Raw genomic sequence first — 25,594 nt, forward strand, 5'->3', positions numbered from 1 at the left:
CTGTGTTTTAATTTGGTTGTGTTTTATTAAAAAAACTTTAGATTTATTTTATAATCGATACTCAGATATGATGACTCAAACTTGGGATTTGTTGCAAACAGGGCAAAAGGAAGGCTATAAAATCGCGTATATCAATGCTCGTATTATCGACCCGGAAACTAAACTTGATATAAAAGGTTCATTATTGACTGAAGGGGATAAAATTATTGACTTTGGTGAATCATTATTTTCAACAAGTGGAGTCGATGAAACAATAGACTGTAAAGGGCTTGTTCTAATGCCAGGCCTTATTGACATTCACGTACATTTTCGTGAACCAGGTCAGGAACATAAAGAAACTATATATACAGGTAGCAAATCTGCAGCTGCGGGAGGCGTTACAACTGTAGTTTGTCAGCCAAACACTTCTCCAGCAATTGATAGCGTTGTTTTGGCTAAATATTTGAAATATAGAGCATTTGAAACTTCGCATGTGAATGTTGAATTTTACGCTAAAATCACCACTTCGGAAGAAAAGTTGACTGAGATGGCATTTTTAAAGGAAGCAGGTGCGGTTGGGTTCACTGATGATGGCATGCCAGTTATGAATCCCATGATTATGAGACAGGCGCTGCTTTATTCAAGTATGCTGGGTGTCCCTATTGCTCAACATGCAGAAGATTTAAATTTATCAGCAGGTGGTGCAATCAACGAAGGTAAAATTTCTGAAGAATTGGGAGTAAAGGGAATCTTGAGTGCGTCAGAATCGGTTATGGTAAGTCGCGATATACTACTCATGAAAGATATGGAAAATGTGCACTACCATATTTTACATGTCTCTTCAAAAGATTCACTTGATGCTATTAAACGTGCAAAAGATTTGGGATTAAATGTTACATGCGAAGTAACCCCTCATCACTTCACTTTGACTGAAGATATAGTAAAACAACATGGAGCAATTGCAAAAATGAATCCTCCGCTTCGCACTGAAGAAGATCGTTTAGCTATGATTGAAGGTTTAAAGACAGGTGTGATTGATTGCATTGCAACCGATCACGCTCCGCATGATCGTAGTTCTAAAGATCTGCCACTTGAAAATGCTGCATTTGGTATTGTTGGCCTTGAAACAATGCTTCCCCTTTCACTTGAATTATATCACAGTGGGCAAATGAGTCTACTTGATGTGCTTGCAAAATTGACATATAAGTCTGCAGATATAATACACGTACCACGTGGGCGTATACAAAAAAACCTTGCTGCAGACTTAATTTTAGTTGACCTCAATCATGAATGGGAAATTAAAACTGACAACTTTGCTAGTAAATCAAAGAATTCCCCTTTCGATGGGCGCAAAGTAAAAGGACACGTAGTACGTACTGTTGTGTCCGGCAAAACTGTATACTCACAGAAGCCCCCTCTCATCATTCCAGTACCCCCTATCCAAGTAGCGTGACACTGGTTCCTTTATGATGGCAGTGCCCCTATGATGTCATGCAAGTAGCTGACACTGATTTCTATCCAAAAGGGCAGTGCCCAGACACTGGGATGGCTTTGTTGCATCGCTCTTCGGATAGTAGGTAACGTACAATAAATTCATGAAGCTATCTCAAACTTAGCCATCAGTAAATTTGTTAAGCAAATAACACTTGAGTAGCAGTTCCTTCTCACGATTAATCTCAGATTTGCTCCTAAAACTAAACCCAAATATTCGCTTCAACCTTGAGAAAAATCCTTCAATACCCCAGTTGCGGATTAATCAATATAGTAAAATCTAGAAATACAGGGCTTTTTAGGCTTCATGGAATATGAAACTAATGTGGAAAAGACGTGCACCAAGAAATTTATTGGAGACCTGTGCCTTGAATGCTCAAGCTCAAGTCTGTCTTTTAGGTAGCCAAAAACTGTTTCAATAATCGACCTTTTTCTTAAAAAAATCTTTTCTTCAAGTAGCATTAATGTGTTTTTCATACCTTTTTTTACTTTGGTAACGAGTTTTAGTCCTCTATCGAAGAGTTTTGCAAAGAGCTCTTTCTTTATATAGCCCTTATCACCAAACAAAAGACCAGTCAGTTTTTCAGTTAATTTTGGTACTGGTTTTCTGTCGTCAACGTTACCTTTAGTAAGTGTAACTCCTTGAATTTCACCTTTTTCATTAATTACCATATGCAATTTAAAACCAAAAAACCAGCCATATGTAGTCTTTCCAAGCTTTGCCAATCCTTTGAAAACTTTGTTTCTTGAGATTCTTTTTGGATGGCAAACAGCGATAGATGTTGCATCTATGTACGAAATCCCTGTCATTTTCGACTGCTCACATAGCCATTGCAAAAGTAATGCTAAATACCATAAAACCCTCGGTTTTAGCCTAATAAATCTACTATATGTTGGCAAATTTTGAAACTCAGATCCATATAGTGCTTTCAAATAATATGTATAGAAAGATTTAAAGTCCTCACATCTAGATTGTTGATAAAGTAAAATTATAGTAAGAATTTCAGAATGCGTAATCTCTGGCGTTCTGGTAGGTTTTTTACTGTTTGGCAGGAGTTTTTCTGCGAAATTTTTGTTTATAGCCTTGCAAAAATCGTCTACAAAGCAAAATAATTCTGTTACATTTTTATTCATGGGTAACCTCTCTACTTTTTGATAATATGTTTCCGGAGTTTACCCTATTTCCCTATCTTTTTCACTGACTTCTAATCCGCAACTGGGGTTTCAATATACGATCTTTTTCCGTAATTTACTTCTTCTTTCCATCTTTTTATACCATTCTCACCATGTAATTTCATTAACTGAATAGCGGCATTTCTATCAAGCATATAATCCAATTTTGGATGCTCTGCTGCGTTGTTTTTCGGAGGAATTTTCGTTTTTATACCATATTGATTACACAGCTTATAGAGCTTTTCTCTGTCATATGCCCTATCTGCATATAGTACTTTTATGACATACTGAAAATCAACTTCTTTTAGCAAATCACAAGCTCCATAGTGATCAGAGTAGACACCGTTACTGTATTTTACAGCTATGGCTTTTTTGCTGTTTGTATTCAACATTACATGCAATTTTCTTGTCTGTTCATAGCTGCGATACTTTCTATCTTCGCTATTTTCTTTGCTATGTGTTGTTGTATATACTAATTCCTGTACTGTCTATAGCAATTTCGATATCTTCCATATTATTTTCTGCAATCATTGATCTTAATATTGAGTTTCTTTTGATGCTTGTGAATAGCTGATAACTTGCAAATTTTTCCCAATTTGCTCAAGGTATCCTGCTATAAACCCAACTCAGGCCTATTCTAAATAAACAAGTTATTATGTGCACCAAAATTACAACTTTATCGCTATAAATATTGTTGCCACCTGGTATTTTTGGACCATTCTCGTACCACTTTTCTATGGCTTCGTTGATATAATGAAAAATATTTCCTCTTTTTTCTAGAAATTTGTTATATTCGCTATGGTTACTGACCCTCATTTTTTGTGGCATATTTTTTCTTTCAAGGTTAAATGGCTATTTTATAATGAATTTTGTCAGTAGCCACCAGATTTTTTCAGTTGCTATGCAACAAAGCCATTCCAGTGTCAAGCACTGGAATGACATCATCTGTTGTGCAATTTACCTTCAAAAATGAATGTTCGTACAGTTATATGTCAAGCACTGGGATAACAAGAAAGGGAACACTGGAATTTTTGTTTCAGCATTAGCCATGCATCTAAACAGATACGTTGCCTTGCAACATCCATGCAGTTATGCGCGTAACACTGAAAATCAAAAAAAACAAAGAGGCAGACTTAATCTACCTCTTTTGTACTTAGCTGTCTAGCCTTTTCCGTTTCCTTTTCCTTTATCAACTTGTTCAACTTCAGCAATAAGTGAGCCTAAATAAGTGTTAACCCCTTTATTCTCCTCTTTGTTTAAACCTAATTCTTCCAATCTCTTGACTTCATCACTTATTGAAACATATTCACCTTTATCGTTTTTCTTTGCTAGTGAGTTTATATTCAAGAACACAGTATCAGCAAACACCGCTTTACCATCACCAATTTCACCAGTAACATAGTAATCTTTGCCGTCTAAGCTGAAGTTTATACGATATTCACCTTCCACATTCTTACCATCTTTATCCTTATTTTTGTTATTTGCTTTTATATCTTCATACACCTCTTTTGTTACTTGTAACATTACTTTATCATCCTTAACAACAATCTTCGGAGCGTTTAACTCAGATATTTTGTTATTTCTGCTGATAGCATATACTGCTAAACCAACCAGTGCAACAGCAACAGTTGCTAATATACCGATTCCAAGTGGTGTAGCTGCAAAAGCTGCAAGTGGAGCAAGCATGCAAGTTGAAGACACCCAATATGGTGATGAAAGTGCTACTGCTGCGCCTATGACATACAAAGAAGTAAGTGCAACAAGTGCAGTATTTGTTTTGTGGAACTGACCACGATGATTTGTAAAAATTCGCATAAACGACCTCATTTAATAAAATATTAATATGCTTAAATTGTGTATAAAAAAACTGTCATAGTCAAGCTTTTTTGCAAATTACCTACCACTTGAGCCAAAGCCCCCTGCATTGCGGCCGGTTTCTTCTGTGCAGAACTCTTCTTCGTCATCCCAAATTACCTGAGATACAGGAGAAATAAGGATTTGTGCAATTCTATCTCCCCTTTTTATTTCGTATGGTTGATTACTTAGATTAATTAGGCAAATCTTCACTTCACCTCGATAATCAGAGTCTATAGTGCCCGGAGAGTTTAAGACAGTGATTCCATGTTTTGCAGCAAGACCAGAACGTGGGCGAATTTGCCCCTCAAAACCGTTTGGTATTGCAATCACAATTCCAGTTGGAACAAGTAATCTCTCAAGTGGATTTAAAACAGCAGAGTCATTCAATGCAGCATAAAGATCCATACCAGCACTCTGCGTAGTTGCATAACATGGAAGAGACAAGTCTTCTCCGTGTGATAATCTTTTTATTTCTACTTTAATTTTACTTCTTTGCACTCCAATTCACCAGCTTATGAAGACTCAATTATAGCATGTAAATTGTATCTGCAAAAGTGATAAATGTAAATGATGTCATTCCAGCGTATGACACTGGTTCACCTTATGATGGTGTCATCCAAGTAGCTGACACTGGGATCCAGGAACTGAGTTGGTGAGTATAAAAGTGGCTGATCTTATGTTAAAACACAGCGTTCTTGATGAGATTGCAGGAAGGCTGGACCCCAGTGTCGGCTACTTGGATGACACCATTTGTTGTAAACTCACTTTTACTCTATGGTCTTGCCGTTATCCTAAACAGACACAGAAGTTTAGCTTTAACTTTAAATGGACTACTCAACCGTGACAGACTTAGCTAAATTTCTTGGACAATCCACGTCTAACCCTTTTTTTGCTGCAGTAAAGTAAGCAAAGAATTGCATAGCAACACTGTAGATGATTGGAGAGATAAAATTATCAGCGTCTGGAAGTTGCACCACATCTGCACAAACTTCCCTTAGGAATGGCGCTCCTTGCTTATCACTGAAGGCAATTACTTTGCCTTTTCTTGCAATAATCTCTTGTATATTAGATAGCGTTTTAAAGAATAAACTATCATAAGGGATAATTGCTATAACAAGCACAGTGGAGTCTATTAAAGCAATAGAACCATGCTTCATTTCTCCCGCTGCAATACCAATGGTATTAATGTATGAAAGTTCTTTTATTTTCAATGCGCCTTCCATTGCAACTCCGTATGAACTTCCTCTGCCAATTAAAATAACGTTATTGTGTTCTAATATACTGCCTGATATATGTTGTATTTTCATCACATTTAAAACATGCTCAACATACTTGGGAATAGAGTCGATAGCGTTGCTTAGCTGTTTTATTCTCTCTCCACCCAGTACACCTTTTATTTTTCCAAGCTCCACGACAAAGCATGCTAAAGTTGCAAGTTGTGCAGAGAAGGTTTTTGTTGAAGCAACACCAATTTCTGGCCCAGCAAGAGTATGTAACACAATATCTGAGATCTTTTCAATGCTGCTGCTAAATGTATTAGTTATACTAATGATTGTTTGCTTCTGTGATTTTGCATAACGCAGCGCTTCTATGGTATCTGCAGTTTCACCAGATTGAGAGATGAATAACCCAATGCTGCCTTCTTCTAACTTGACGTTGCTATACCTAAATTCTGATGAGATTTCTAGATATACTCGAACTTGAGCAACACTTTCTAGCCAATACTTCGCTATTAGCCCAGCAAAATAAGATGACCCGCATCCAACTATAGTAATGTAACTCAGCTCAGAAAACAATTTTTTGTTAACCTCTTTATATTGCTTGTAAAATTGATTTATTGTTTTGTTTAATGCACGCGGTTGCTCAAAAATCTCTTTTAGCATGAAGCTAGAGTAACCATTTTTGCTAATTAGAAAATCACTTGGACTACTATTTTCTATACTGCGTTTAACTTGTGTACCATTGTTGTATATACTAACTCCACTAGATTTTACTACTGCAATGTCATCATCTTCCAAATGCGATATTCTTTCCACAAATGCACTTAAAGCATTAGAATCAGATGCAGCAAACACTGTGTTACAGTTATAGCCTATTGCTAAAGGCAAATTTCTCTTCGCAACAAATAAGGCGTCTGGATATTCTGCAAATAATAAGACCAAGGCAAATGAGCCATGTAAGTTGTTTAAACACTTAAATAGAGAATCAACTGGCGACAATCCTTCATCAAGATATAAGGTTAGCATGTTTGGTATGATCTCTGTGTCAGTGTCAGTATGGAATGACATTCCCCTTTCTTCTAGACCCTTTTTTAGCAGATTGTAATTCTCAATTATGCCGTTATGAGCAACAACAACGTTATTTGTATGAATGGGGTGAGCATTTTTAAGGCCTGGAACTCCATGTGTAGCCCAGCGAGTATGTGCTATACCAACTGTACTGTGAGACATCTTGCTGTCATCAACAACTTCACATAACCTTTTGACTTTACCTTCTGATTTTTTGACTTCTATCTTACCTTCATTATTTATGATTGCTATACCCGAAGAATCATATCCCCTATATTCCAATTTTTGCAACCCAGTTAGTAAAGTCGGTATTACTGAATAACCGCTACTTACTACACCAAATATTCCACACACAACCAAGTGAACCTTTTTTTAGAGTTATGAGGCATTTTTACCTTTATCGTCTTTTTCCTTTATACTTTCCTCTGGTTGATTTTTATTTTTTCTATCATTCTTTTCGATTTTGCCTTTTTCAATTGGTTTAGCTGCTACTTTCTGAGCTTCTTTGTTTAAAACTTCAGATATAGCGGACCTTAGGACTTTTATCTCAACTTTTGGTGCTATTTCTATTATAAATTGTGCATTTGCTCCATCAACCTTGTTAACTTCACCTATTATACCACCAGAAGTAATGACTGTATCACCACGCTTTATTTGATCTATCATCTTTCTATGTTCTTTTAGTTTTTTTTGTTGCGGGCGAATAATGAGAAAATAAAATACCACAAATATTAAAATCAATGGAATAAAACTAGCAAAAGATGCGCCGATACTTGATGCATTGCTAGTTGCATCTGCTGCAAAAACTTCAGAAATGAACATATTTAATCCTAATTGTTAACGATAAAAATAAACCTATTTAAGTATTAATTGCAATACCATACCATGTCAAGTTTGGTGAAGGCATTTCTCAATACCGGCAATAATACTGCAAATTCTAAGTTATGCTAAAACCAATATGACGGGAGTGATGAGACTTGAACTCACGACCTCATGCGTGACAGGCATGCGCTCTAACCAACTGAGCTACACCCCCCTAATTTCTTTTTAGCGTTTTCGGGCTTCGACTTTAAAGCTAATAAACATGTTGCCCTTTGTCAATATTTTTTGTTTGCGCTTTGCTGTCTTTTCTATTACTATATAAATAATTTAATTTCACACATGGCTTGTACAAGTAGTCCCTTTAGGGCAATGCCATGGAAGATAAACTATTTGGAGGAATAAATATGGCAAGTTTGCCTGAAGTCACTGTGCGTGATTTAGCCGGGTCTGGTGTACATTTTGGTCACAAAATTAGTCGCTGGAACGCAAAAATGGCTCCATACATATATGGAGTGCATCAAGAAAATCGTATACATATAATTGATTTGCAAAAAACACTACCGTTGCTACAGATGGCCATGAAGGCTTTATATGACGTTGCATCTCAAGGTGGTCGCATTCTATTTGTTGGTACAAAATTTCAAGCTTTTGATATTATTGCAAGTGAAGCGATTCGTTGTGGTCAGTATTATGTGAATCATCGATGGCTTGGCGGTATGCTTACTAATTGGGACACTGTTTCTTCTTCGATAAAAACCTTGATGCAATATGAGAAAATATTAAATGACGAGGATAGCATTTTAACAAAGAAAGAATTGGGGAACATTGAAAAGAAAAAGCAAAAGCTTGATAAGGCGCTTGGTGGTATTAGAGAAATGGGAGCAATTCCTGATATCTTATTCATCATTGATACTAATAAAGAGCATATAGCGGTTAAGGAAGCTAAGAAGTTAGGAATTCCAATAGTTGCAATACTTGATACTAATTCTGATCCAGATGATATTACTTATCCAATACCTGGAAATGATGACTCAAGAAAATCAATAGAGCTCTATTGTAAATTAGCTACCGACTCTATATTAGCTGGAATAGAGTCTAGTCTAGCAAGATCTGGAGTTAAGATTGATGATATAAGGGGTGATGAGTTTATTCAAGAAAAAGAAGATGGTATTGTGCAAACTAAAAGAAGACGTAGTAAAGTTTATAAAGAAGAAAGGGAGGTAGTAACAAATGAAGACGAATCCAGATGATATAAGAGAATTACGTGATAGAACAGGGCTTGGCTTAAGTGACTGTAAAAAAGCATTAGAAGAATGTGATGGTGACATTAAGAAAGCCGTTGATAAGTTGCGTACAATAGGTCTTGCTAAAGCTGACAAAAAATCTGATAGAGTAGCTTCAGATGGGCTCGTTGCTATGTGTTTGACTGAAAATTATGGTACATTGGTTGAACTCAATTGCGAAACCGATTTTGTTGCAAGGAATGAGAAATTTATAGAGTTAGTTTCAAATTTAGCATCAATTGCTCATCAAGAACGCTGTATTAGCGTTGATGAGTTAAAAAATGCCAAGTATGAAAGCATTGGCACAGTGCAGGAAGCTATTATGAATGGTACGTCAGTTCTTGGTGAGAAGCTAGAGTTAAGCAAGCTTTGTTACTTAGAAGCTAAGGATGGAGTTATTGCTGGCTACGTACACGGTGATGTACGTGGTTTAGGTAAAACTGGCGCTTTAGTTGCATTGCAATCACCCGGTGATAAGGTGAAGTTACAAGAGATTGGGAAACAAATAGCGATGCATGTAGTTGCTATGAAGCCTGAAGCTTTGTCTATAGATGATTTAGATCAAATGAAGTTGAACAATGAACGTTCTATAATTGAAGAGCAAGTGAGGAGCTTAAATAAACCTGAAGAAGTAGCAAAAAAAATAGTAGATGGACGAATGGCTAAGTACTATGAAGAAGTTGTTTTACTAGAACAAAAGTTCATAAAGGATGATAAAATGAAGGTTTCTGATTTTATAAAATCAAGCGGGATGAGTGCTATTAAATTATCTGATTACAAGTTACTTATTTTGGGCAGTGCAAACTAAATGGCAAGAAATGTCTTCCTTAGCAGATAAAGTAAAATACTCTAGAGTGTTATTGAAGATCTCTGGTGAAGCTTTGATGGGATCAAAGCAATTTGGTCACGATATGGAGACTATAGGTGAGTTATCTAAAGGCATAGTTGAAGTTTGTAATCTTGGAGTTCAGGTATGTATTGTTGTTGGTGGTGGTAATATCTTTCGTGGCACATCTGCGTCTTTAAGTGGTTGTGAAAGAGCAAGTAGTGATTATATTGGAATGCTTGCAACTATAATCAATGCTTTAATTTTACAAAACTTTTTAGAAAAAAATTTAATAGCTTCTAGGGTATTATCTGCAATACCCATGGCCACTGTATGTGAACCTTACATAAGAAGGAAAGCTATTCGTCATTTAGAAAAAGGTAGAGTGGTAATTTTTGCAGCAGGCACAGGCAACCCATTTTTTACTACAGATACAGCTGCAGCCTTACGTGCTGTTGAAATGAATTGTGATGTTATTCTAAAGGGTACACAAGTAAATGGTGTATACTCTGCTGATCCGAAAAAAAATGAGGATGCTGTAATGTATGATAGGCTTTCTTACACGGATTTATTGACTCGTGATTTAAAAGTTATGGATGCATCAGCAATTTCACTTGCTCGTGAGAATTCTATTCCAATTATAGTTTTTTCTTTGAAGGGAGAAAAAATAGTCAATATTATTAAGGGTCAAGGTACTTATACTATAGTTTCAGATTGTAAACAGTAGGTAATTTATGTTAAATGAAATAAAAGCTAAAACAAAAGAAAGAATGCTAAAAACTATTCAGTCCTTTCATGATGATATTAAAGGTGTACGCACTGGTAGAGCTAGCGCATCGTTGCTTGATGGTATAGTTGTAAATATCTATGGTGGACATCAAAAGTTAAATCAGGTTGCAGGCGTTTCAGTTATAGATAACAAAACTCTATCAATTAAAGTTTGGGATATCGGTGTTATAGGTGAAGTAAAAAATGCTATATTAAATGCCAACTTGAATTTAAATCCTGTTGTTGAGGGCAATACCATACGTATAGCTCTTCCGGACTTAACACAAGAAACCCGTGAAAAATTAGTGAAATTGTTGCATCAGTTTGCTGAAAATGCACGGATTGCCATTAGAAATATACGTAGAGATATTATAGAAGAAATAGAAAAAATGAAGGAAAATAAAGAAATCTCAGAAGATGATTTTCATGGCACTAAAAAGGAAATACAAAATATTACTGATGATAACATAAAAAAGATTGATGGTGAATTGTCCATCAAAGAAAAGGATATATTGCATCACTAAGGTAATATGAAAGAAGCCTTCAGTAGTGAAAAAGAAAAAATTACATGCAAGGGTGCCATGGAGGTAGCAGGCACACAACCGTATAAACGTTGCAATATTGCACAATATTATACAGTAAATGATGTCATTCCTGTGCTCTCTTTCATGTCATCCAAGTGCCTTTTTTCCCTGTCATCCCAGTGCGTGACACTGGGATCCATCTTATTTTCATCATGGACATTATATGCCCCAAGAATCTGTTGTTCATTGCATAATTTGCAAATATTTTTATACTTAGATCCCAGTGTCACGCACTGGGATGACAGGAAAAAGGGCTACGGGATGACACCTTTCAAGTGTCCCAAATCACAATGTTTGTACAGTTATACGTCAAGTACTGGAATGATATCGAGTAGTTTAGGTGAACTTTAAATGTTGAATCAAGAATCTTTACCGAAACATTTAGCAATTATTATGGATGGTAATGGTAGATGGGCGAACAATCAAGGAAAGGTAAAAATTGATGGTTATAAAAGGGGCAGTGAAGTTGCATACGATATTGCCAAGTATTGTACAGACCTAACCATACCCTACTTAACTTTGTATGCATTCTCTATGGAGAATTGGCTTAGACCCAAAAACGAAATTGACTGTCTATTTGATTTATTTTACTCTGTTTTAACTAATGAAGATAAAGTCAATTTCATTTGTAACTGTAACATTAAGTTGAATTTTATTGGCAATTTAAGTCTGTTATCCAGTAAAATATTGGATCAAATTAAAAAAGCAGAAGAAATGACACATAAGAACGATGGTTTATTACTCACTGTGGCAGTCAGTTATGGAGCAAAGCAAGAAATTACACAAGCTATAAGCAATATTATAAAAGAAAATATTGCTTATGTATCAGAAGAGGAATTTGAAAAATTTCTGTATACTAAAGATCTGCCAAAATTGGATTTATTAATTCGCACTGGCGGCGAAAAAAGGTTAAGCAACTTTTTATTATGGCAAGCAGCTTATGCTGAATTGTATTTTTGTGATACTTTGTGGCCTGATTTTTCTTGTCAAGATTTGAGCAAAGCATTAGAAGATTATACAAAAAGAGAGAAGAAATATGGTAGATAATAATTTTATAGTTAGAATGTTGTCTTCAATAGTAATATTATTCATATTTTCTTTTGCTACATATTTCAGTGATTTATCGTTTTACCTATTGATTTTTTCGATAGCAGTTTTATCTTCTTTTGAATGGTATAATCTAACCCAGGGAAACAAAATTTTATACGTTTTTGCATTATTATTGATTGCACTACCAAGCGCCTCATTAATATATTTATATAATCTACCACAGGGAAAATACGCATTAGTATGGTTCGTCTTAACCATTTGGGGAATTGACATTACTGCCTACCTGTTTGGCAAGAATTTTGGTGGAGCTAAAATTTGTCCAGTTATTAGCCCTGGAAAAACTTGGGCAGGGCTTTTTGGTGCAATCTTAGCTGGAGTAGTGTGCACAACTTTTGGATCAATATTTTTTGGTCTATTTTCAATTTTTTATTCTCCAATCATTGGCCTTGCAATTGCTATTCTAGCGCAACTTGGCGATTTCACTGAGTCACTTGTTAAAAGAGCTTACGGTGTTAAAAACAGTGGAAGTATGATACCTGGCCATGGAGGAGTGCTCGACCGTATGGATAGTTTCATTTTTACTGCTCCTCTTATTGCTATTTACATAGGTTAAGTCTACAAAGGTGCCATTAGAGATCATCCCTAGTCAGCTCCCCAACCGCTTCTACAGTACAGTCATGGACAAACGTCTTTTCACAATAAGGGCAAGCTATTTCCTCTTCTTCTCCCATATCTAAATATATTAATGGATGGCCGGAACCCTCATCATTCTCATCACCATGACAACAAACTTTTCTTTTACTAACCCTCACTTTTGACATGCTACTCCTTTAGCTTATAACATTTTATATATTAAATATACCCATTTATAAATAAAAAACAACACACGCTATTCTCCATTTTTTATCCTATTTAGATCAATCAATTCGTTTTGAACGCCTTGTGATACAAATTTGCTAACATCTTCTCCTAATCTTGCTATTTCCTTTACAAAACTTGATGAGATAAATTGAGTATCTTCAGAAGCAGGAAGAAATATGGTTTCGATTTCAGGAAGAAGTTTATAATTTACCCAACTCATTTGAAACTCGTAATCAAAATCTGACACTGCTCTTAATCCTCTAATAATAACAGAAGCATTCTGCTCTTTGGCAAACTTCACTAGCAACCCATTAAAAGATATAACATCTGCATCAATTCCTAGCCCTTTGATTTCATTTTCAGCCATGCTTGTGCGTAGCTTTGTGTCAAAGGCAGTATGCTTATTAACGTTTTCTGCAACTCCTATTATTAATTTATCGACTAGTTTACACGCTCTTTTGATTATGTCAAGATGCCCAAAAGTTATAGGGTCAAATGTGCCAGGGTAGATTCCTATTCTGTTATTAATGTTCATCCTTTATTTTTATATAAACTACTTTAAAAACTTTTGATAGACATGATAACATTTTTTATCTAAAAATGAAAGTATACAGTTGGCCTGATAGCTCAGTTGGTAGAGCAAAGGACTGAAAATCCTTGTGTCGCTGGTTCGATTCCTGCTCAGGCCACTTCTCTTTCTTGGCAAACTTGCCTTTTTGTTATAAAATACTCTATATCGTAATATAAATGTTAGAGAAGCAAGTTATGGTATATAAATATTACAATAAAGTATTTAAGATCTTATTAACTATAGTTCTATTATTAAGCAATATTACTTATGCTGGCGTTAGTGAAAAACCGGCATCTCAACATGTAACCAGAAAAGAAGAACCAGCGTCAACTGTCTTGACGGCAGAAAATACAGTAAATAATGACATAGTTGTTGGTTTGTTGAAAACGGAAGAAGCGCATGAGCTTGGGCTATCTCAAAATATTTACGAGATGTTCAACAACTTTGGAGTTAAAACCGTACTTATTGACTACAACAAAATAATTAATCTAAAAGAAATCCAGGAAGAGTCGCTTATCTTGTCAGAACAAGATAAGCTATTGGCAAGAAAATTAGTACTAGATCGAATAAAAGTTGAAGTTGCAAAATTTATTAAAGAGCACAAGATAAATAGAATATTTATTCCAGGAAATCATTATAACTTTCACTTAGAACCGTTTCCTCCTACCCCTTACCGCCAGCTTGTGACTGAAGCAATTGTAAAAATAGTTGATGATAATCCTGCCATTCATTTGCTTGGAATATGCGGTGGTTTGCAAGGCATTATGCATGCAAAAGGAATTGAAATAACGAGTGTTGTGAGTGATGAGGAGAATCATTTAAAATCAGCGCCCAATCCACAAAAAGAGGATGTACCTCTTCAGCAGATAAAGGTAATTCCAAGCAGCCGTTTAGCAGAGGTAATAGCTAAATTTTTACTACCCAATGAAAACGGCTGGTTTTCAGTGTACTTTCCGGATGCTCATTCAGGAGCAGTAAGTAATACACCAGAAAATAGAAGAAAATTGGAGTCACTTGGATATAAAGTTGCAGCATTTTCCAGTGATGGGGTAATAGAGGCTATTGAAGATAAGCATGGTAATGTTCACTTTCAAAGTCATCCAGAAGCCCTTGTTGTGAAGTCAGATAAAAACCTCTATTTATCAAATCACAAGGAACGTCAAGTGTCTACACTAGTTGCTATAGCGATTATAAATGATTTTCTTTATCGTGCTTGATGGCTATAGCTTTAGGCTTACCGACAACCGTCATCCCGCTGCTTGTTGCGGGATCTAGAGATACCGCGGCGGTATATTAGCTATAAAATAGTAGTTCCCATAGCATGCCGAATGAAGCTTTTTTTGAGAAAATTTGAATTTTCAACTGCAATCAAGCCAAGATTTCTTAGTGCTTTAGCGCAGAATATTCTGTTGGAGAACATCCTATTTAATCCATCAGTTGCAAGCGCCATTGTAAAATTATCAAGGTATCTGTTACGTGAAATTTTCTTTAATAAATAACTACTGCCAACATCAATACCAGATGCTTTTGCAGCAACTATGTGCTTTATAACACTTTCTACATCTCTAATTCCAAGATTAAGCCCTTGACCTGCAACTGGATGAATTGAATGTGCTGCATCGCCGATAAGCAAAACTCTACCCTTATATAACTTTTTTGCGAAAACAAAACTTAAAGGATAAAGTTTTCTTTCACCCTCTAATTCAATTTTTCCCAAATAAGAACTAAATCTTTTTTCAAGTTCTATAATGAATTCTTCTTCAGACAGATCCATTAGCATTTTTGAAATTCCAGATTTTTCTGTCCAAACTATCGAAGAAGTATAGCCATCCTTCATCGGTAGAATTGCAAATGGACCGCCAGGGAAAAAACGCTCTACAGCTAAGTTTTGGTGATGCAGTTCATGCTTTACATTAAATACTATGCTACTTTGTTTATAGTCAAATTTCACTGTCGGTATAGAAAATAACTCTGGTAATTTAGAGTTTTTGCCTTCAGCGCAGATAAGTAGCGATGATATTAATTCCTGGTTATTATCAAGAATAACTTCCACATATCCTGAATCACAAGCAATTGTTTTATAGGAATGTGGAGAGTATATATTTAGTTTATTCAGAAAATTATTGTTGATTGCATTCCATATAGTAGCATTGTTAATAACATAACCCATTGGCTCTTCACTAACCATTTTATGATTGTAATGCACAGTAATTGGGCTATCTCCATCTAATACGCATATATCAAGTATAGGCTCAGCTTCACTCTCCACGAACTGCCAAATCCCTAATTTTTCCAATATTTTTTTCGAGCCTTGAGAAATAGCAAATGCTCGGTTGTCATCTACTACACGTGGTAGACTATTTTTTTCAATCACAGCTACAGACACAGAGTCACAACTGAGGCCAATTGCAGTAATAAGACCAAGCAACCCACCACCTGAAATGATTACATCATAATTCATTTTATTTACGCTAATTGTAAAATTATATTTTATCTGTTTTGAAAATAGTTTAAACAAACTTTATAGACTCTATATAAAAGACCTAACATCTTTAGCAATGTCTTCATAAATCTCTGCTAAATCCTCACTTAGCATTAAAGGATTTCCACAATCAGAAGCATGACATATTTGTGGATCCAGAGGAATCCTGCCTAATAGTTTGATGCCCAGCTCCTCAGACATTCTTTTTGCGCCGTCTTTTCCAAATATGTATATTTCTGAGCCGCTTTGAGTAAAATAGCTCATGTTTTCCACAATGCCAATAATCGGTATACTGAGCTTTGTAAACATATCATAAATTTTGCGAGCATCGATTAAAGAGAGCTCCTGTGGAGTTGAAACTATTATTGCCCCGGTTAAGCTAAAGTTTTCCATAAGACTTAAATGCACATCGCCAGTTCCAGGTGGTGTATCAACTATCAAATATTCTATATCAGACCACCTTGTTCCCATTAGCAGATTATAAAGTGCTTTTGTGATCATAGGTCCGCGCCATATTGCTGCACGATCTTTATCGATAAAATAGCCAATTGAAATAGTATGCAGTCCATACTTTTCTATAGGCATTGCTTTACTATCCTGTATTTTTGGCTTTAATTTTTCAGCGCCAAGCATTTTAGGAATTGAAGGACCATATATATCTGCATCAACTAGCGCAACTTTGTGTTTTAATTCTACTAATGAAAGAGCAAGGTTTAGTGCAACCGTAGACTTGCCTACGCCTCCTTTACCAGAGGCCACAACGATTATATTTTTCACTCCTGCGATATGTAATTTAGCTTTTTGTTGCCCAGTTTGTTTTTGACCAGTAGCAACCACGGTCACTTTCCCCACTCCTGATATAGCTTGAACAGCTTGTTCACAATTTCTTCTTAATTCTTCATTTGCTCCAGTAACTTCAAGTGCAAAGCCAACATCTCTGCCTTTAATAACGATTGAAGATATTATGTCAAGAGCGATCACATCTTTACCGCTTTTTTGCTCTATGACTTTTTTTAAGTTCTCTCTTACAATTTCTTCGTTGATCATTAGGCCTCTGTTGTTTGATGCGCCAGGAAGGGTATCATTGCGACAATGTTACACGAAATAAATTCAAAAACCAACAAGCCTTTTAGGTAGTGTCGACATTTATTTTAACCAAAGGTAAATGCCAGCAATGTGAACAAAAGATATGAAGGTTATGGCTAGTTTATCATAATGAGTGGCAACTCTGCGAAAATGCTTGATTTTGTTGAACATTCTTTCGATTAAGTTTCTCTCTTTGTATAGTTCTTTATCATATTCTCTCGGTATTTTTCTATTGGAACGCGCTGGAATAACTGGTTCAGCATTTACAGCTTGCGCTGCCCCAATCATATAGTTTGCATCATATCCTTTATCGGCAATAAGTGCTGCCATTTTCTTGCCTTCTATCAGATCTAAAGCTTTTACATAATCTGACCTTTGCCCAGCAGTAACAAAAAATCTCAATGGGTTGCCCAGCGCATCACAAGCAACATGTAATTTACTTGAAAATCCACCTTTAGATCTTCCCAATTCCTGCTCTTGCTTACCAGTTTCCACATTTTTTTCGTGCACCAGCAGCATGTTGATGAGCTCTTATTATTGTTATGAGCCACTCCGTATCTTCATCTACTGCAAGGGTATTAAAAACCATCTCCTGATTTTGCCCATCTCATGAACCTTTTGTGTACACTTGACCATTTTCCATATTCTGCAGCCATGGCGCTCCAGTCCTACCTATCCACATTACTGCTGCTATAAACTTCCTATTGTCTTTTGCACTTCTACCACTATCTCCTTCTTTTCCTGGCAAGCTATCTTTTATCCTTTCCCATTGCTCATCTTTTAAGTCGTACAATATCTCTTCCCTTTTATAAAAGTTATACTATAACTTCATTCTTTCTGAATGTCTACACTACCTAGAACTGAAGAGGGAAAGTTATGTTTATTTGTTGCCATAGACAGAACGTCCAAGTTTGCTTATGTTGAATTTCATGAAAGTGCTACAAAGACCATAGCTGCTGAGTTTTTGCGCAATCTAATCAAAATTTTGCCCTATAAAATCCATACCATTCTTACCGACAATGGCATACAATTAGGTGCGTCACAAGCATAACATATATTTGATCGAGTTTGTGAAGAAAATAGCATTGAACATCGTCTGACGAAAGTCTTCGACAAATGGCCAAGTTGAGCGTATGAATAGGACCATTAAAGATGCCACAGTGAAAAAATATTACTACAAATCACATAAGCAGCTTAAAGAGCACTTTACAGCTTCGTTATGGCCTATAACTATGCGAAAAGACTTAAAACTCTCAAGGGTCTGACTCCTTATGAATTTATATGTACACAGTGTTCCTGAATTGTTTATACTTAATCCATGCCATCATACTTTGGGACCATACATCTTAGAACTCGGTGAAGGATTTGCTTTTGTTGGCAGACAATTTCACTTAGATGTTGGAAGTGATTTTTATGGATTACACGCTCTAGGTGCACTATCCTATAATATCATACGGTCAATACACTCTAAATGAGATGGAAAGATGAAGGCATCATTATAGCTGCTAAAAAATACGGCGATAAAAACTTAATTCTTTCTCTATTTACAAAAAATCATGGAAAGCGCAAGGGATTAACTAAGCTAACAAACAATAGCAATTATAAGTTTCAGATAAGTAATCTATTACATGCAGAATGGAGTGCTAAATTACCTGAAAATCTAGGTTTTTTTAAGTGCGAATTAATTGAGTCTCCATTCCATCATTTCTTTCAAGATAGGTTAAAAAGCATTACTATTGTTTCTTTCTCCTCTATTTTAGAAAAAGTGCTTCCAGAGAGTGAACCTTGTGTTGTACTGTATGATAACTTTCGATATTTCATCGATATAATTAAGCACAATAATGAACTTTGGCAAGGCCATTACCTCAACTTAGAGCTTCTGCTTCTTACGCAATTGGGGTTTAAGTTAGACTTATCCAAATGCGCTGTAACAGGTGTTAAGGAAAATTTACAATTTATTTCTCCAAAAACTGGTAGAGCAGTGTCAAAAAAAGTAGGAGATTATTATGCAGATAAACTCCTACCTTTTCCACAAATGTTACATGATGTATACAATAATAACCTACAAAACAGCTACTCATTCCAAGAATTTCAGTTAGGACTGAAAGTTACAGGATATTTTTTAAATAAGTATCTATTTTTGCAGCTAGACATGAAATTTCCAGAGCTGAGAAACCTCATGTTATCGCTTTAATCTTAGTTATCATTTTTTTGAAAGAATATCCAAGCAGCCTCTTTCTGTCATCCCAGTGCCCAAACACACATCTGTACGAACATTGCAATTTGCAGGCAATTTGCGTGGCAGATTTCAGTCTGGAATCCAGCTTTTATGTTGTATAGTGCACAATCAATTCCAGTGTCAGCTACTTGGATGACAAAAAAAGGAGCACTGGAATGACAAGAGGAGGGTACTTGGATGACAGGAGGCAATGCAACCTTATTAAAGACTTAATTTCAACCCAGCCAAGAGCACGTAACCGGAGTTGTTATTTTCTATTTTAGGCTCTTTTGTACTAAATTTTACAATATCGAAATAGTATGAGGTGCCCATAAAAAATGAATATTCAAGACTTAAAGCATATGATGTTAACTCGTTTGTACCTCTGCCTGCAATATTCCTGCCACTACTAAAATATGTTAAGCTCGATTTGTAAGAATCAGAATGGTAAGCGATACCTGCATTCATATAATACGTATTATTTATTTCAGGATTACGCCTCTCACCAGATTCACCACCATTACCATACGAAAAAATGCAATCAAGATCGAACAATTTTAGCTTCAAACCAAAATTCCAGTGTAGTAATTGATTACGGCATTCATAATTTTTAGAAGTTCCATTTAAGCAACCAGTTAAATTTTCTCTTGCAAATTCACCAGTTAAGGCAGTAGTAAAACCTATATCATCTGACAAGCTGTTTTTATAGGAAAGGCCAGCAGCAATTAAATTGCTGTACTGTAAGTTATTTTTTCCTGGAACATAACTGAATCCGAGTTGAAAGTTATAGATTTCAGGGGAGATGTAGTTAATTGATGATTGTTTTAACCCTAGTTCGAGCTCATTATAATCGCTATAAATATTGGGCTTGACCCAGAACACCTCGTCTTGATCATATCCAGGGTCACCATCTTTTTTATGATCACCGCGCAAATTTGCATAGTTTGTCCAATGACCATTTACTCCTCCAGCAGCTGCATAAATTTTTGAAGTGTTAATTAACATGCTCTGACTAACTAAACTTCTTTTACCATATTCAATTGATCCAAGTCCCTGATTTTTAATGATGAAATACCCTTCCTCCATGTCTAACTTTTCTCTGTCTAACGCTTTTAGGTTTTCAATACCAGAAACTCCTACCTTAACATTAAACCCCATTTGAGTACTTGGATAAACTTGCTGTAGATAAAGAAAGCGCAAGTATGAATAACTTGAAGTTTTATCCTTAGCCTTAGCATTGAAAGAATCTCTGTTGAAGGCGTAGCCGAATCTCAAATCTATTTTTCCGTCTAGCTCTACATAAAGTATTTCCTTATCCAGAATTGTTCTAGAGCTAGCACTATTCTGTGAAAATAATAACGAAAGAAGTGCTACCAGGTAGTATCTTAACTTCATAAATAAACTTTAATTTTTGTAAAAATTTAAGTTTAAACTCAATATAGATAAAAAACAACTTTTCAGATGGTGCCGCTGGTAGATTTTGCTGCCTGTTTTTGAGCTATATTCCCATAAATTATTGATACACTTGGTAATTTTCGCTTTAATAACTGCTTATTAATGGCAGAATGTATACGATTAATTATTTTAGATGTACTTTTTACATCGCAGTTAATCAAAACAAAAAGCACTTTATTCTCATCAATATACCCTAGAAAATCATCACTACGGCAATTTTTATAAAAATGTTCTATGATAACTTTCAGTGCATCATTTGTCTCACTACAGCTACTATTTAAGCCAATCACTCCTATAGCTGCATTAATTTGATGTTGAAAGGCGAAGTTCAATATAACGTATAACTCTAGAATAGTGGACTCATTGCCTGGTATATCGAATAAGTCATGGTTTTTATATTTTTTACCCATTAGATATTCATCTCTAAAGATTCCTAATTTATGGGACAAACTGATATCACGTATTAATAGCTCATAATTTATTTTATTACTGGCAAATTGTGCAGTGCGGAAAACTTTTACTTTTGTCCTGATATCTTCTCCTTTAGCATCAGTTAAGGAAAAATCTATCACTTTAGGTAATATATCAAGTAAATCGTGCCCATTTTCGGTATACTCTAAATAATTCTTCATGTCGTCAGCTGCTCTTGCACTTAAAATATTAATTAACGGCTTATTAAGTAAATTCCCTTTCTCGTATTTTAACAAATTCCTTGCGGCTTGATTGAGCCCTAAAATTAACACGTTTTTTTTCTTATTATCCTGACAAACAGATACCACAGCATCATCTTTTCTTCTTGCAGTTATAAAATCTTCCATACTTTCATTCTATACAGCGTATTTATAAGTATAATAAGATTATATTAAAATTTACTTACTTATTGATATGCTTAATTAGGTATAGATAAAATGTCATATGGGATGGCTTTGTTGTAGAAGAATCAAGATTACTGTTTATAGACTTCAAGTTACTGCAAAAAATGTTTTAAAACATAATTGACTTTATCTAGTTAATATTCCAAATTATAAAAAACAGATAGTTCTATGACGACAAGTCTATTACAAGGCAAAAAGGGATTAATAACCGGAATAATAAATAAGAGATCAATAGCATACGGTATAGCAAAAACTCTCTCAGAGCACGGAGCAGAACTTGCAATCACCTACCAGAATGAAATAATAAAAGAAAAACTATCACCAATAGCAGATGAACTAAATGTGGAGCTAATATTACACTGCGACGTTTCAAATGAAAAAATCATAGATAACGCTTTCGAAATAATAGAGAAAAAATGGGGTACTCTTGACTTTTTGGTGCATGCAATAGCATTCTCCGATAAAAATGAGTTAGATGGTAAATATGTCAATACTTCACTGGATAACTTCCTCAATGCAATGCATATATCGTGCTATTCTTTTACTGCTTTAGCGCAAAGGGCTGAAAAAATGATGTCAGGTGGTGGTAGTTTACTTACTTTATCTTATTATGGCGCTGAAAAAGTTATGCCAAATTATAACGTTATGGGTTTATGTAAAGCAGCACTTGAAGCAAGTGTAAAATATATAGCATGTGATCTCGGGCCACAAAATATCAGAGTAAATGCAATTTCCGCTGGTCCAATCAGAACTTTAGCATCTTCTGGAATAAGCGATTTTCACTCCATATCAGAATGGAATAGAAATAATTCTCCGCTTAGACGCAATGTTACAATAGAGGATGTTGGCAAGGCAGCGTTATACTTATTAAGCGACTTAAGTAGTGGCACTACTGGAGAAATTTTGCACGTTGATTCAGGATATAACGTTGTAGGAATGAAGGTAGTTGACTGAGATCTAAATTACAGTAGCCGTTCATTGGTTTTTACTCAACTACATTCTGTAATATTTGGGACGTCAAAAATTGACTTTATTTTTCTTGAGCTTTCTTCAATTTAAAATAAATACAGAAACTAGCTATTTTTAAAAATGTGGTTGAATAATTGTTAATAATAGTGTATAATTATTAATGTTTTCTAAGCACCTTGGCCATGGCTATTTCAAAATTTCTCGACCCCAAGAATGATGTAGCCTTTCGTCGTATCTTTAGTACTGAAAAGAATAAAGACATTCTCATCCACTTTCTCAATGATATCCTTGGCTTCACTGGTAAAGATGAAATAAAAGAGATAGAATTCCTCAGCACTATTCAAGATGCTGAAATTGCCTCCAAAAAACAAAGCATCGTTGATGTACTCTGCAGGGATGAAAATGGGGTGCAAGTAATAGTCGAAATGCAAGTCGCAAAAACCAAAGGCTTTGAAAAACGCGCTCAATATTACGCTGCTAAAGCTTACTCAAGGCAAGCTGATAAAGGTGATCAATATGAGGACCTTAAAGAAATTATCTTTATTGCTATAGCAGATTGTATCCTGTTTCCGGATAAGTCTGAGTACAAGTCAAAGCACACTATTCGTGATGAAGATACTAATGAACACGATCTAAAAGATTTCTACTTTACATTTATTGAATTGCCGAAATTTCCCAAAACTAAGGAAGACCAATTAGAGAGTATAGTTGAAAAATGGATCTACTTTTTCAAGTATGCCGATGAAACTAGCGAAAAGGAATTGGAAAAAATAATAGGAAGTGATTTAATAATCAAAAAAGCATATGAAGAGCTAAACAGATTTAATTGGTCAGAAAAAGAATTTATAGCCTATGAACAAGAAATAAAGCGTATTCGTGATGAAAAGGCTGTCCTCGCTCAAAAACTTGATGATGCTAGAGAGGAAGGTAGAGAGGAAGGTAGAAAGGCAAGAGAGATTGAAATGGCAAAGGCAATGCTGGCTAATAATATTGATGTCAACACTATTGTCAAGTTTACTGGTCTTTCTATTAGTGAGATTGAAGAATTAAGTGGAAACTTGTGAACTGTATAATCCTTAATTCAAAGCGCTAGTTCCTTCGGGTTCATACACAACTCTATCAGGAGTTTTGTGACTGTGATTGCAGAAAACATCGAACATAAAATTCCTATTGATAGAGTGACAGAAAAGCCTCTTATTGCTCCACTGCCAATAATGAACATTATTCCTGCAGCAATGAGTGTTGTGATATTTGAATCCAGTATTGTCTTTATAGCGTTTTTAAACCCTTCTTCAATAGCACGTTCCACTCTCTTGCCAGATTTGATTTCCTCGCGAATGCGTTCAAATATGAGAACATTTGCATCCACTGCCATACCGACAGTGAGTGCAATACCGGCAATTCCAGGTAAAGTTAGAGTTGCTTCAAGCAGAGTGAGAATTGATAATATAAGAATTACATTAGAAAAAAGCGCAACAGAGGCCAATACACCTAATTTGCCGTAAGTGATGATTATAAATAAAGCCACGGCTATAATAGAGATTGTTGCTGCCATTTCCCCTGCCTTTATTGATTCTTCTCCAAGACTTGGGCCAATGTTTTTTTCTTCAATTATTTTAAGTGGTGCTGGCAGTGCTCCAGATTTTAAAAGTATTGCAAGTTCGCTTGCTTGTTTTTCAGTGAAATTACCGCTAATTTCTCCCTCTCCATTTAAAATTGGCTCACGTATTGTAGGTACTGTTAAAACTGTGTTATCCAGAACAATTGCAAAAGGCTTTCCTACATTTTCTTTAGTGATTTTCGCGAATCTTTTACTCGCTATACTGTCAAATTTAAAATGCACTGTCGGTTTACCTAAATTGCTGAATCTAACTGATGCGTTAACCAACGAATCGCCACCTATTTCAGTTTTGCGGAATATCGGATAAGAATTGCCTAAAGAATCCTTGAGCATGACAGTAGTTTCGTGATCTATATCCTGCACCTTGGCTATGTTAGTGTTTGCCAAATGAAAAGCTAGCTTAGCAGTTTTGCCAAGCAAAGATTTTATCTGCTTGGTGTCTTCTACTCCAGGTACCTGCACTAATATTTTATTCTGCCCTTGTTTTTGAACGCTGACTTCCTTTGTGCCAAGTTTGTCCAAACGGCGCTGGACATTGTTTATTGATTCTGCAACTACTTCACTGATCAAAGAATTTTTATAATGGGATTTATACGAAATGAGAATTGAAGAATCTCTTCTATTTAGCTCTAAATTTGGATTTATTGCATTGATCAACACAGATGCTTTTTTATAATCATCAATATTATTTAAAGTTACAACGCTATCTTGTACGGTAGATTCAATATTTTTTGTTAGCAATGTCTCTTTTATCTCACCTGCTAACATGCCTAGCTTTTCCTTAAAATAGAAGTCTAAGTCTATGTTTAGAAGCAAAGATGCCCCTCCTTTCAGGTCAAGACCTAAGTTTATTCTTTTTTTCGAAATAAAAAGCTTATTATCAAAGAAATTTGGCAGTGTTATGTATAAAGCAAGTAAACAGATGCATAATACTGAAAAAGATTTGACTATAAGCCTGTTGTACATAAGTTGTAGGTTTAAAATTGCAGTGTAAGTTAAAAATAGATTTTTGTAAAATTCTCTGTTGCCTAAATAACCTATCCAAGTAGCTATAGAAACGAAAAAACTTACTTGACATCCTTCGCCAGCCCCCTTATCATGACAGTGAAGCTATTTCATTTAACTTCGCAATCTGTGCAGATTAAAACGACAAGAAAACTTGTATTTGGCGTACTATGCTTAATTTTTTGCACTATGTGTACCTTATGTCTTTATCAAATTTCTAGGTTTTTACCTATATAAGCTGAAACGCGCTTACAAAGCGTTCAAGACATCACCCAACGTCAAATTTTAAAATAGAGAGTGAATAACTAGCTACTGCGGGTTTTCTATGCC

23 protein-coding genes, 2 tRNA genes and 4 pseudogenes are annotated in these 25,594 nt (G+C 35.4%); 13 read left to right on the plus strand and 16 right to left on the minus strand.

Going from position 1 to position 25,594, the window contains the following annotated elements; genetic code table 11:
• Positions 1 to 70: 70 nt before the first annotated feature.
• The gene (locus NBW37_RS01550) at positions 71 to 1,432 is read left to right on the plus strand and encodes a dihydroorotase (protein ID WP_250296975.1); all 1,362 of its coding nucleotides are present in this window, start codon (positions 71 to 73) and stop codon (positions 1,430 to 1,432) included.
• 140 nt (positions 1,433 to 1,572) lie between these two features.
• On the opposite strand, the pseudogene NBW37_RS07840 reads toward NBW37_RS01550, so the two are convergent.
• The 8 genes and pseudogenes from NBW37_RS07840 to NBW37_RS01590 all read right to left on the minus strand — a co-directional run.
• A pseudogene (locus NBW37_RS07840) lies at positions 1,573 to 1,717 on the minus strand (IS5 family transposase); the annotation flags it as partial.
• 14 nt (positions 1,718 to 1,731) lie between these two features.
• Positions 1,732 to 2,604 (minus strand): IS982 family transposase, encoded by an 873-nt coding sequence (locus NBW37_RS01555; RefSeq protein WP_250295817.1) that lies wholly within the window; start codon positions 2,602 to 2,604, stop codon positions 1,732 to 1,734.
• An 89-nt stretch (positions 2,605 to 2,693) separates the two neighbouring features.
• A pseudogene (locus tag NBW37_RS07845) lies at positions 2,694 to 3,471 on the minus strand (transposase); the annotation flags it as partial.
• Positions 3,472 to 3,804: 333 nt separating this feature from the next.
• Positions 3,805 to 4,458 carry a hypothetical protein gene (locus NBW37_RS01570; RefSeq protein WP_250296650.1) on the minus strand — a complete coding sequence of 218 codons (654 nt, stop codon included), beginning with the start codon at positions 4,456 to 4,458 and terminating at the stop codon, positions 3,805 to 3,807.
• A gap of 78 nt (positions 4,459 to 4,536) precedes the next feature.
• A complete protein-coding gene (dut, locus tag NBW37_RS01575) occupies positions 4,537 to 4,998 on the minus strand; it encodes a dUTP diphosphatase (RefSeq protein WP_250296651.1) in 462 nt (153 codons plus the stop codon).
• A gap of 332 nt (positions 4,999 to 5,330) precedes the next feature.
• Positions 5,331 to 7,142, minus strand: a complete 1,812-nt coding sequence (gene glmS / locus NBW37_RS01580) for a glutamine--fructose-6-phosphate transaminase (isomerizing) (protein ID WP_250296652.1) — start codon at positions 7,140 to 7,142, stop codon at positions 5,331 to 5,333.
• A 24-nt stretch (positions 7,143 to 7,166) separates the two neighbouring features.
• A complete protein-coding gene (gene yajC, locus NBW37_RS01585) occupies positions 7,167 to 7,610 on the minus strand; it encodes a preprotein translocase subunit YajC (protein ID WP_250296653.1) in 444 nt (147 codons plus the stop codon).
• Positions 7,611 to 7,750: 140 nt separating this feature from the next.
• Positions 7,751 to 7,824, minus strand: a tRNA-Asp gene (locus tag NBW37_RS01590).
• Positions 7,825 to 8,014: 190 nt separating this feature from the next.
• Between NBW37_RS01590 and rpsB the strand changes: the two genes are divergently transcribed.
• The 6 genes from rpsB (at position 8,015) to NBW37_RS01620 (ending at position 12,734) form a co-directional block, all read left to right on the plus strand.
• The gene (rpsB, locus tag NBW37_RS01595; protein ID WP_250296976.1) at positions 8,015 to 8,860 is read left to right on the plus strand and encodes a 30S ribosomal protein S2; all 846 of its coding nucleotides are present in this window, start codon (positions 8,015 to 8,017) and stop codon (positions 8,858 to 8,860) included.
• Positions 8,841 to 9,701 (plus strand): translation elongation factor Ts, encoded by an 861-nt coding sequence (tsf, locus tag NBW37_RS01600; RefSeq protein WP_250296654.1) that lies wholly within the window; start codon positions 8,841 to 8,843, stop codon positions 9,699 to 9,701. Before rpsB ends, tsf begins: the two co-directional genes overlap by 20 nt.
• Before the next feature lie 10 nt (positions 9,702 to 9,711).
• Positions 9,712 to 10,446, plus strand: a complete 735-nt coding sequence (gene pyrH, locus NBW37_RS01605) for a UMP kinase (protein WP_250296977.1) — start codon at positions 9,712 to 9,714, stop codon at positions 10,444 to 10,446.
• A gap of 7 nt (positions 10,447 to 10,453) precedes the next feature.
• Positions 10,454 to 11,011 carry a ribosome recycling factor gene (gene frr, locus NBW37_RS01610; protein ID WP_250296655.1) on the plus strand — a complete coding sequence of 186 codons (558 nt, stop codon included), beginning with the start codon at positions 10,454 to 10,456 and terminating at the stop codon, positions 11,009 to 11,011.
• A 411-nt stretch (positions 11,012 to 11,422) separates the two neighbouring features.
• Entirely contained in the window at positions 11,423 to 12,118 is a 696-nt protein-coding gene (gene uppS, locus NBW37_RS01615; RefSeq protein WP_250296656.1) for a polyprenyl diphosphate synthase, read from the plus strand.
• Positions 12,108 to 12,734, plus strand: a complete 627-nt coding sequence (locus NBW37_RS01620) for a phosphatidate cytidylyltransferase (RefSeq protein ID WP_250296657.1) — start codon at positions 12,108 to 12,110, stop codon at positions 12,732 to 12,734. The genes uppS and NBW37_RS01620 overlap by 11 nt, the downstream gene beginning before the upstream one ends.
• A gap of 16 nt (positions 12,735 to 12,750) precedes the next feature.
• Here the strand turns inward: NBW37_RS01620 and NBW37_RS01625 are convergent, their stop codons facing one another.
• On the minus strand, positions 12,751 to 12,942 hold the full coding sequence (locus NBW37_RS01625) for a zinc-finger domain-containing protein (protein ID WP_250296658.1): 192 nt from the start codon (positions 12,940 to 12,942) through the stop codon (positions 12,751 to 12,753).
• A 68-nt stretch (positions 12,943 to 13,010) separates the two neighbouring features.
• A complete protein-coding gene (gene coaD / locus NBW37_RS01630; protein WP_250296659.1) occupies positions 13,011 to 13,517 on the minus strand; it encodes a pantetheine-phosphate adenylyltransferase in 507 nt (168 codons plus the stop codon).
• An 81-nt stretch (positions 13,518 to 13,598) separates the two neighbouring features.
• Between coaD and NBW37_RS01635 the strand changes: the two genes are divergently transcribed.
• Both NBW37_RS01635 and NBW37_RS01640 read left to right on the plus strand, forming a co-directional pair.
• Positions 13,599 to 13,671, plus strand: a tRNA-Phe gene (locus NBW37_RS01635).
• Between the two features lie 217 nt (positions 13,672 to 13,888).
• On the plus strand, positions 13,889 to 14,770 hold the full coding sequence (locus NBW37_RS01640) for a gamma-glutamyl-gamma-aminobutyrate hydrolase family protein (protein ID WP_370273157.1): 882 nt from the start codon (positions 13,889 to 13,891) through the stop codon (positions 14,768 to 14,770).
• 80 nt (positions 14,771 to 14,850) lie between these two features.
• Here NBW37_RS01640 and ubiH read toward each other — a convergent pair whose 3' ends face one another.
• The 3 genes and pseudogenes from ubiH to NBW37_RS01655 all read right to left on the minus strand — a co-directional run bounded on the left by ubiH (position 14,851) and on the right by NBW37_RS01655 (position 17,917).
• Complete coding sequence (gene ubiH, locus NBW37_RS01645; RefSeq protein WP_250296661.1) at positions 14,851 to 16,014, minus strand: 2-octaprenyl-6-methoxyphenyl hydroxylase; 1,164 nt, start codon at positions 16,012 to 16,014, stop codon at positions 14,851 to 14,853.
• A 69-nt stretch (positions 16,015 to 16,083) separates the two neighbouring features.
• A complete protein-coding gene (locus NBW37_RS01650) occupies positions 16,084 to 17,082 on the minus strand; it encodes an Mrp/NBP35 family ATP-binding protein (protein ID WP_250296662.1) in 999 nt (332 codons plus the stop codon).
• A gap of 99 nt (positions 17,083 to 17,181) precedes the next feature.
• Positions 17,182 to 17,917: pseudogene (locus tag NBW37_RS01655) on the minus strand (IS5 family transposase).
• 60 nt (positions 17,918 to 17,977) lie between these two features.
• On the opposite strand from NBW37_RS01655, the pseudogene NBW37_RS01660 reads away from it, so the two are divergent.
• Positions 17,978 to 18,464 (plus strand): annotated as a pseudogene (locus tag NBW37_RS01660) (DDE-type integrase/transposase/recombinase); the annotation flags it as partial.
• A 128-nt stretch (positions 18,465 to 18,592) separates the two neighbouring features.
• Entirely contained in the window at positions 18,593 to 19,315 is a 723-nt protein-coding gene (recO, locus tag NBW37_RS01665; protein WP_250296663.1) for a DNA repair protein RecO, read from the plus strand.
• Positions 19,316 to 19,561: 246 nt separating this feature from the next.
• Here the strand turns inward: recO and NBW37_RS01670 are convergent, their stop codons facing one another.
• Positions 19,562 to 20,734: a porin gene (locus NBW37_RS01670; protein WP_250296664.1), complete on the minus strand. Its 1,173-nt coding sequence runs from the start codon at positions 20,732 to 20,734 to the stop codon at positions 19,562 to 19,564.
• A gap of 62 nt (positions 20,735 to 20,796) precedes the next feature.
• On the minus strand, positions 20,797 to 21,612 hold the full coding sequence (locus NBW37_RS01675) for a hypothetical protein (protein ID WP_250296665.1): 816 nt from the start codon (positions 21,610 to 21,612) through the stop codon (positions 20,797 to 20,799).
• A 225-nt stretch (positions 21,613 to 21,837) separates the two neighbouring features.
• Here NBW37_RS01675 and NBW37_RS01680 point away from each other — a divergent pair, with 225 nt between their 5' ends.
• Both NBW37_RS01680 and NBW37_RS01685 read left to right on the plus strand, forming a co-directional pair.
• Complete coding sequence (locus NBW37_RS01680; RefSeq protein WP_151808061.1) at positions 21,838 to 22,623, plus strand: enoyl-ACP reductase FabI; 786 nt, start codon at positions 21,838 to 21,840, stop codon at positions 22,621 to 22,623.
• 197 nt (positions 22,624 to 22,820) lie between these two features.
• Complete coding sequence (locus NBW37_RS01685) at positions 22,821 to 23,702, plus strand: Rpn family recombination-promoting nuclease/putative transposase (RefSeq protein ID WP_250296666.1); 882 nt, start codon at positions 22,821 to 22,823, stop codon at positions 23,700 to 23,702.
• Between the two features lie 17 nt (positions 23,703 to 23,719).
• Here NBW37_RS01685 and secD read toward each other — a convergent pair whose 3' ends face one another.
• Positions 23,720 to 25,225, minus strand: coding sequence for a protein translocase subunit SecD (secD, locus tag NBW37_RS01690; RefSeq protein ID WP_250296667.1), 1,506 nt, complete (start codon positions 25,223 to 25,225; stop codon positions 23,720 to 23,722).
• Positions 25,226 to 25,594: the final 369 nt, after the last annotated feature.

The sequence above is a fragment of the Wolbachia endosymbiont of Oedothorax gibbosus genome (assembly GCF_936270145.1).
Lineage (GTDB): Bacteria > Pseudomonadota > Alphaproteobacteria > Rickettsiales > Anaplasmataceae > Wolbachia.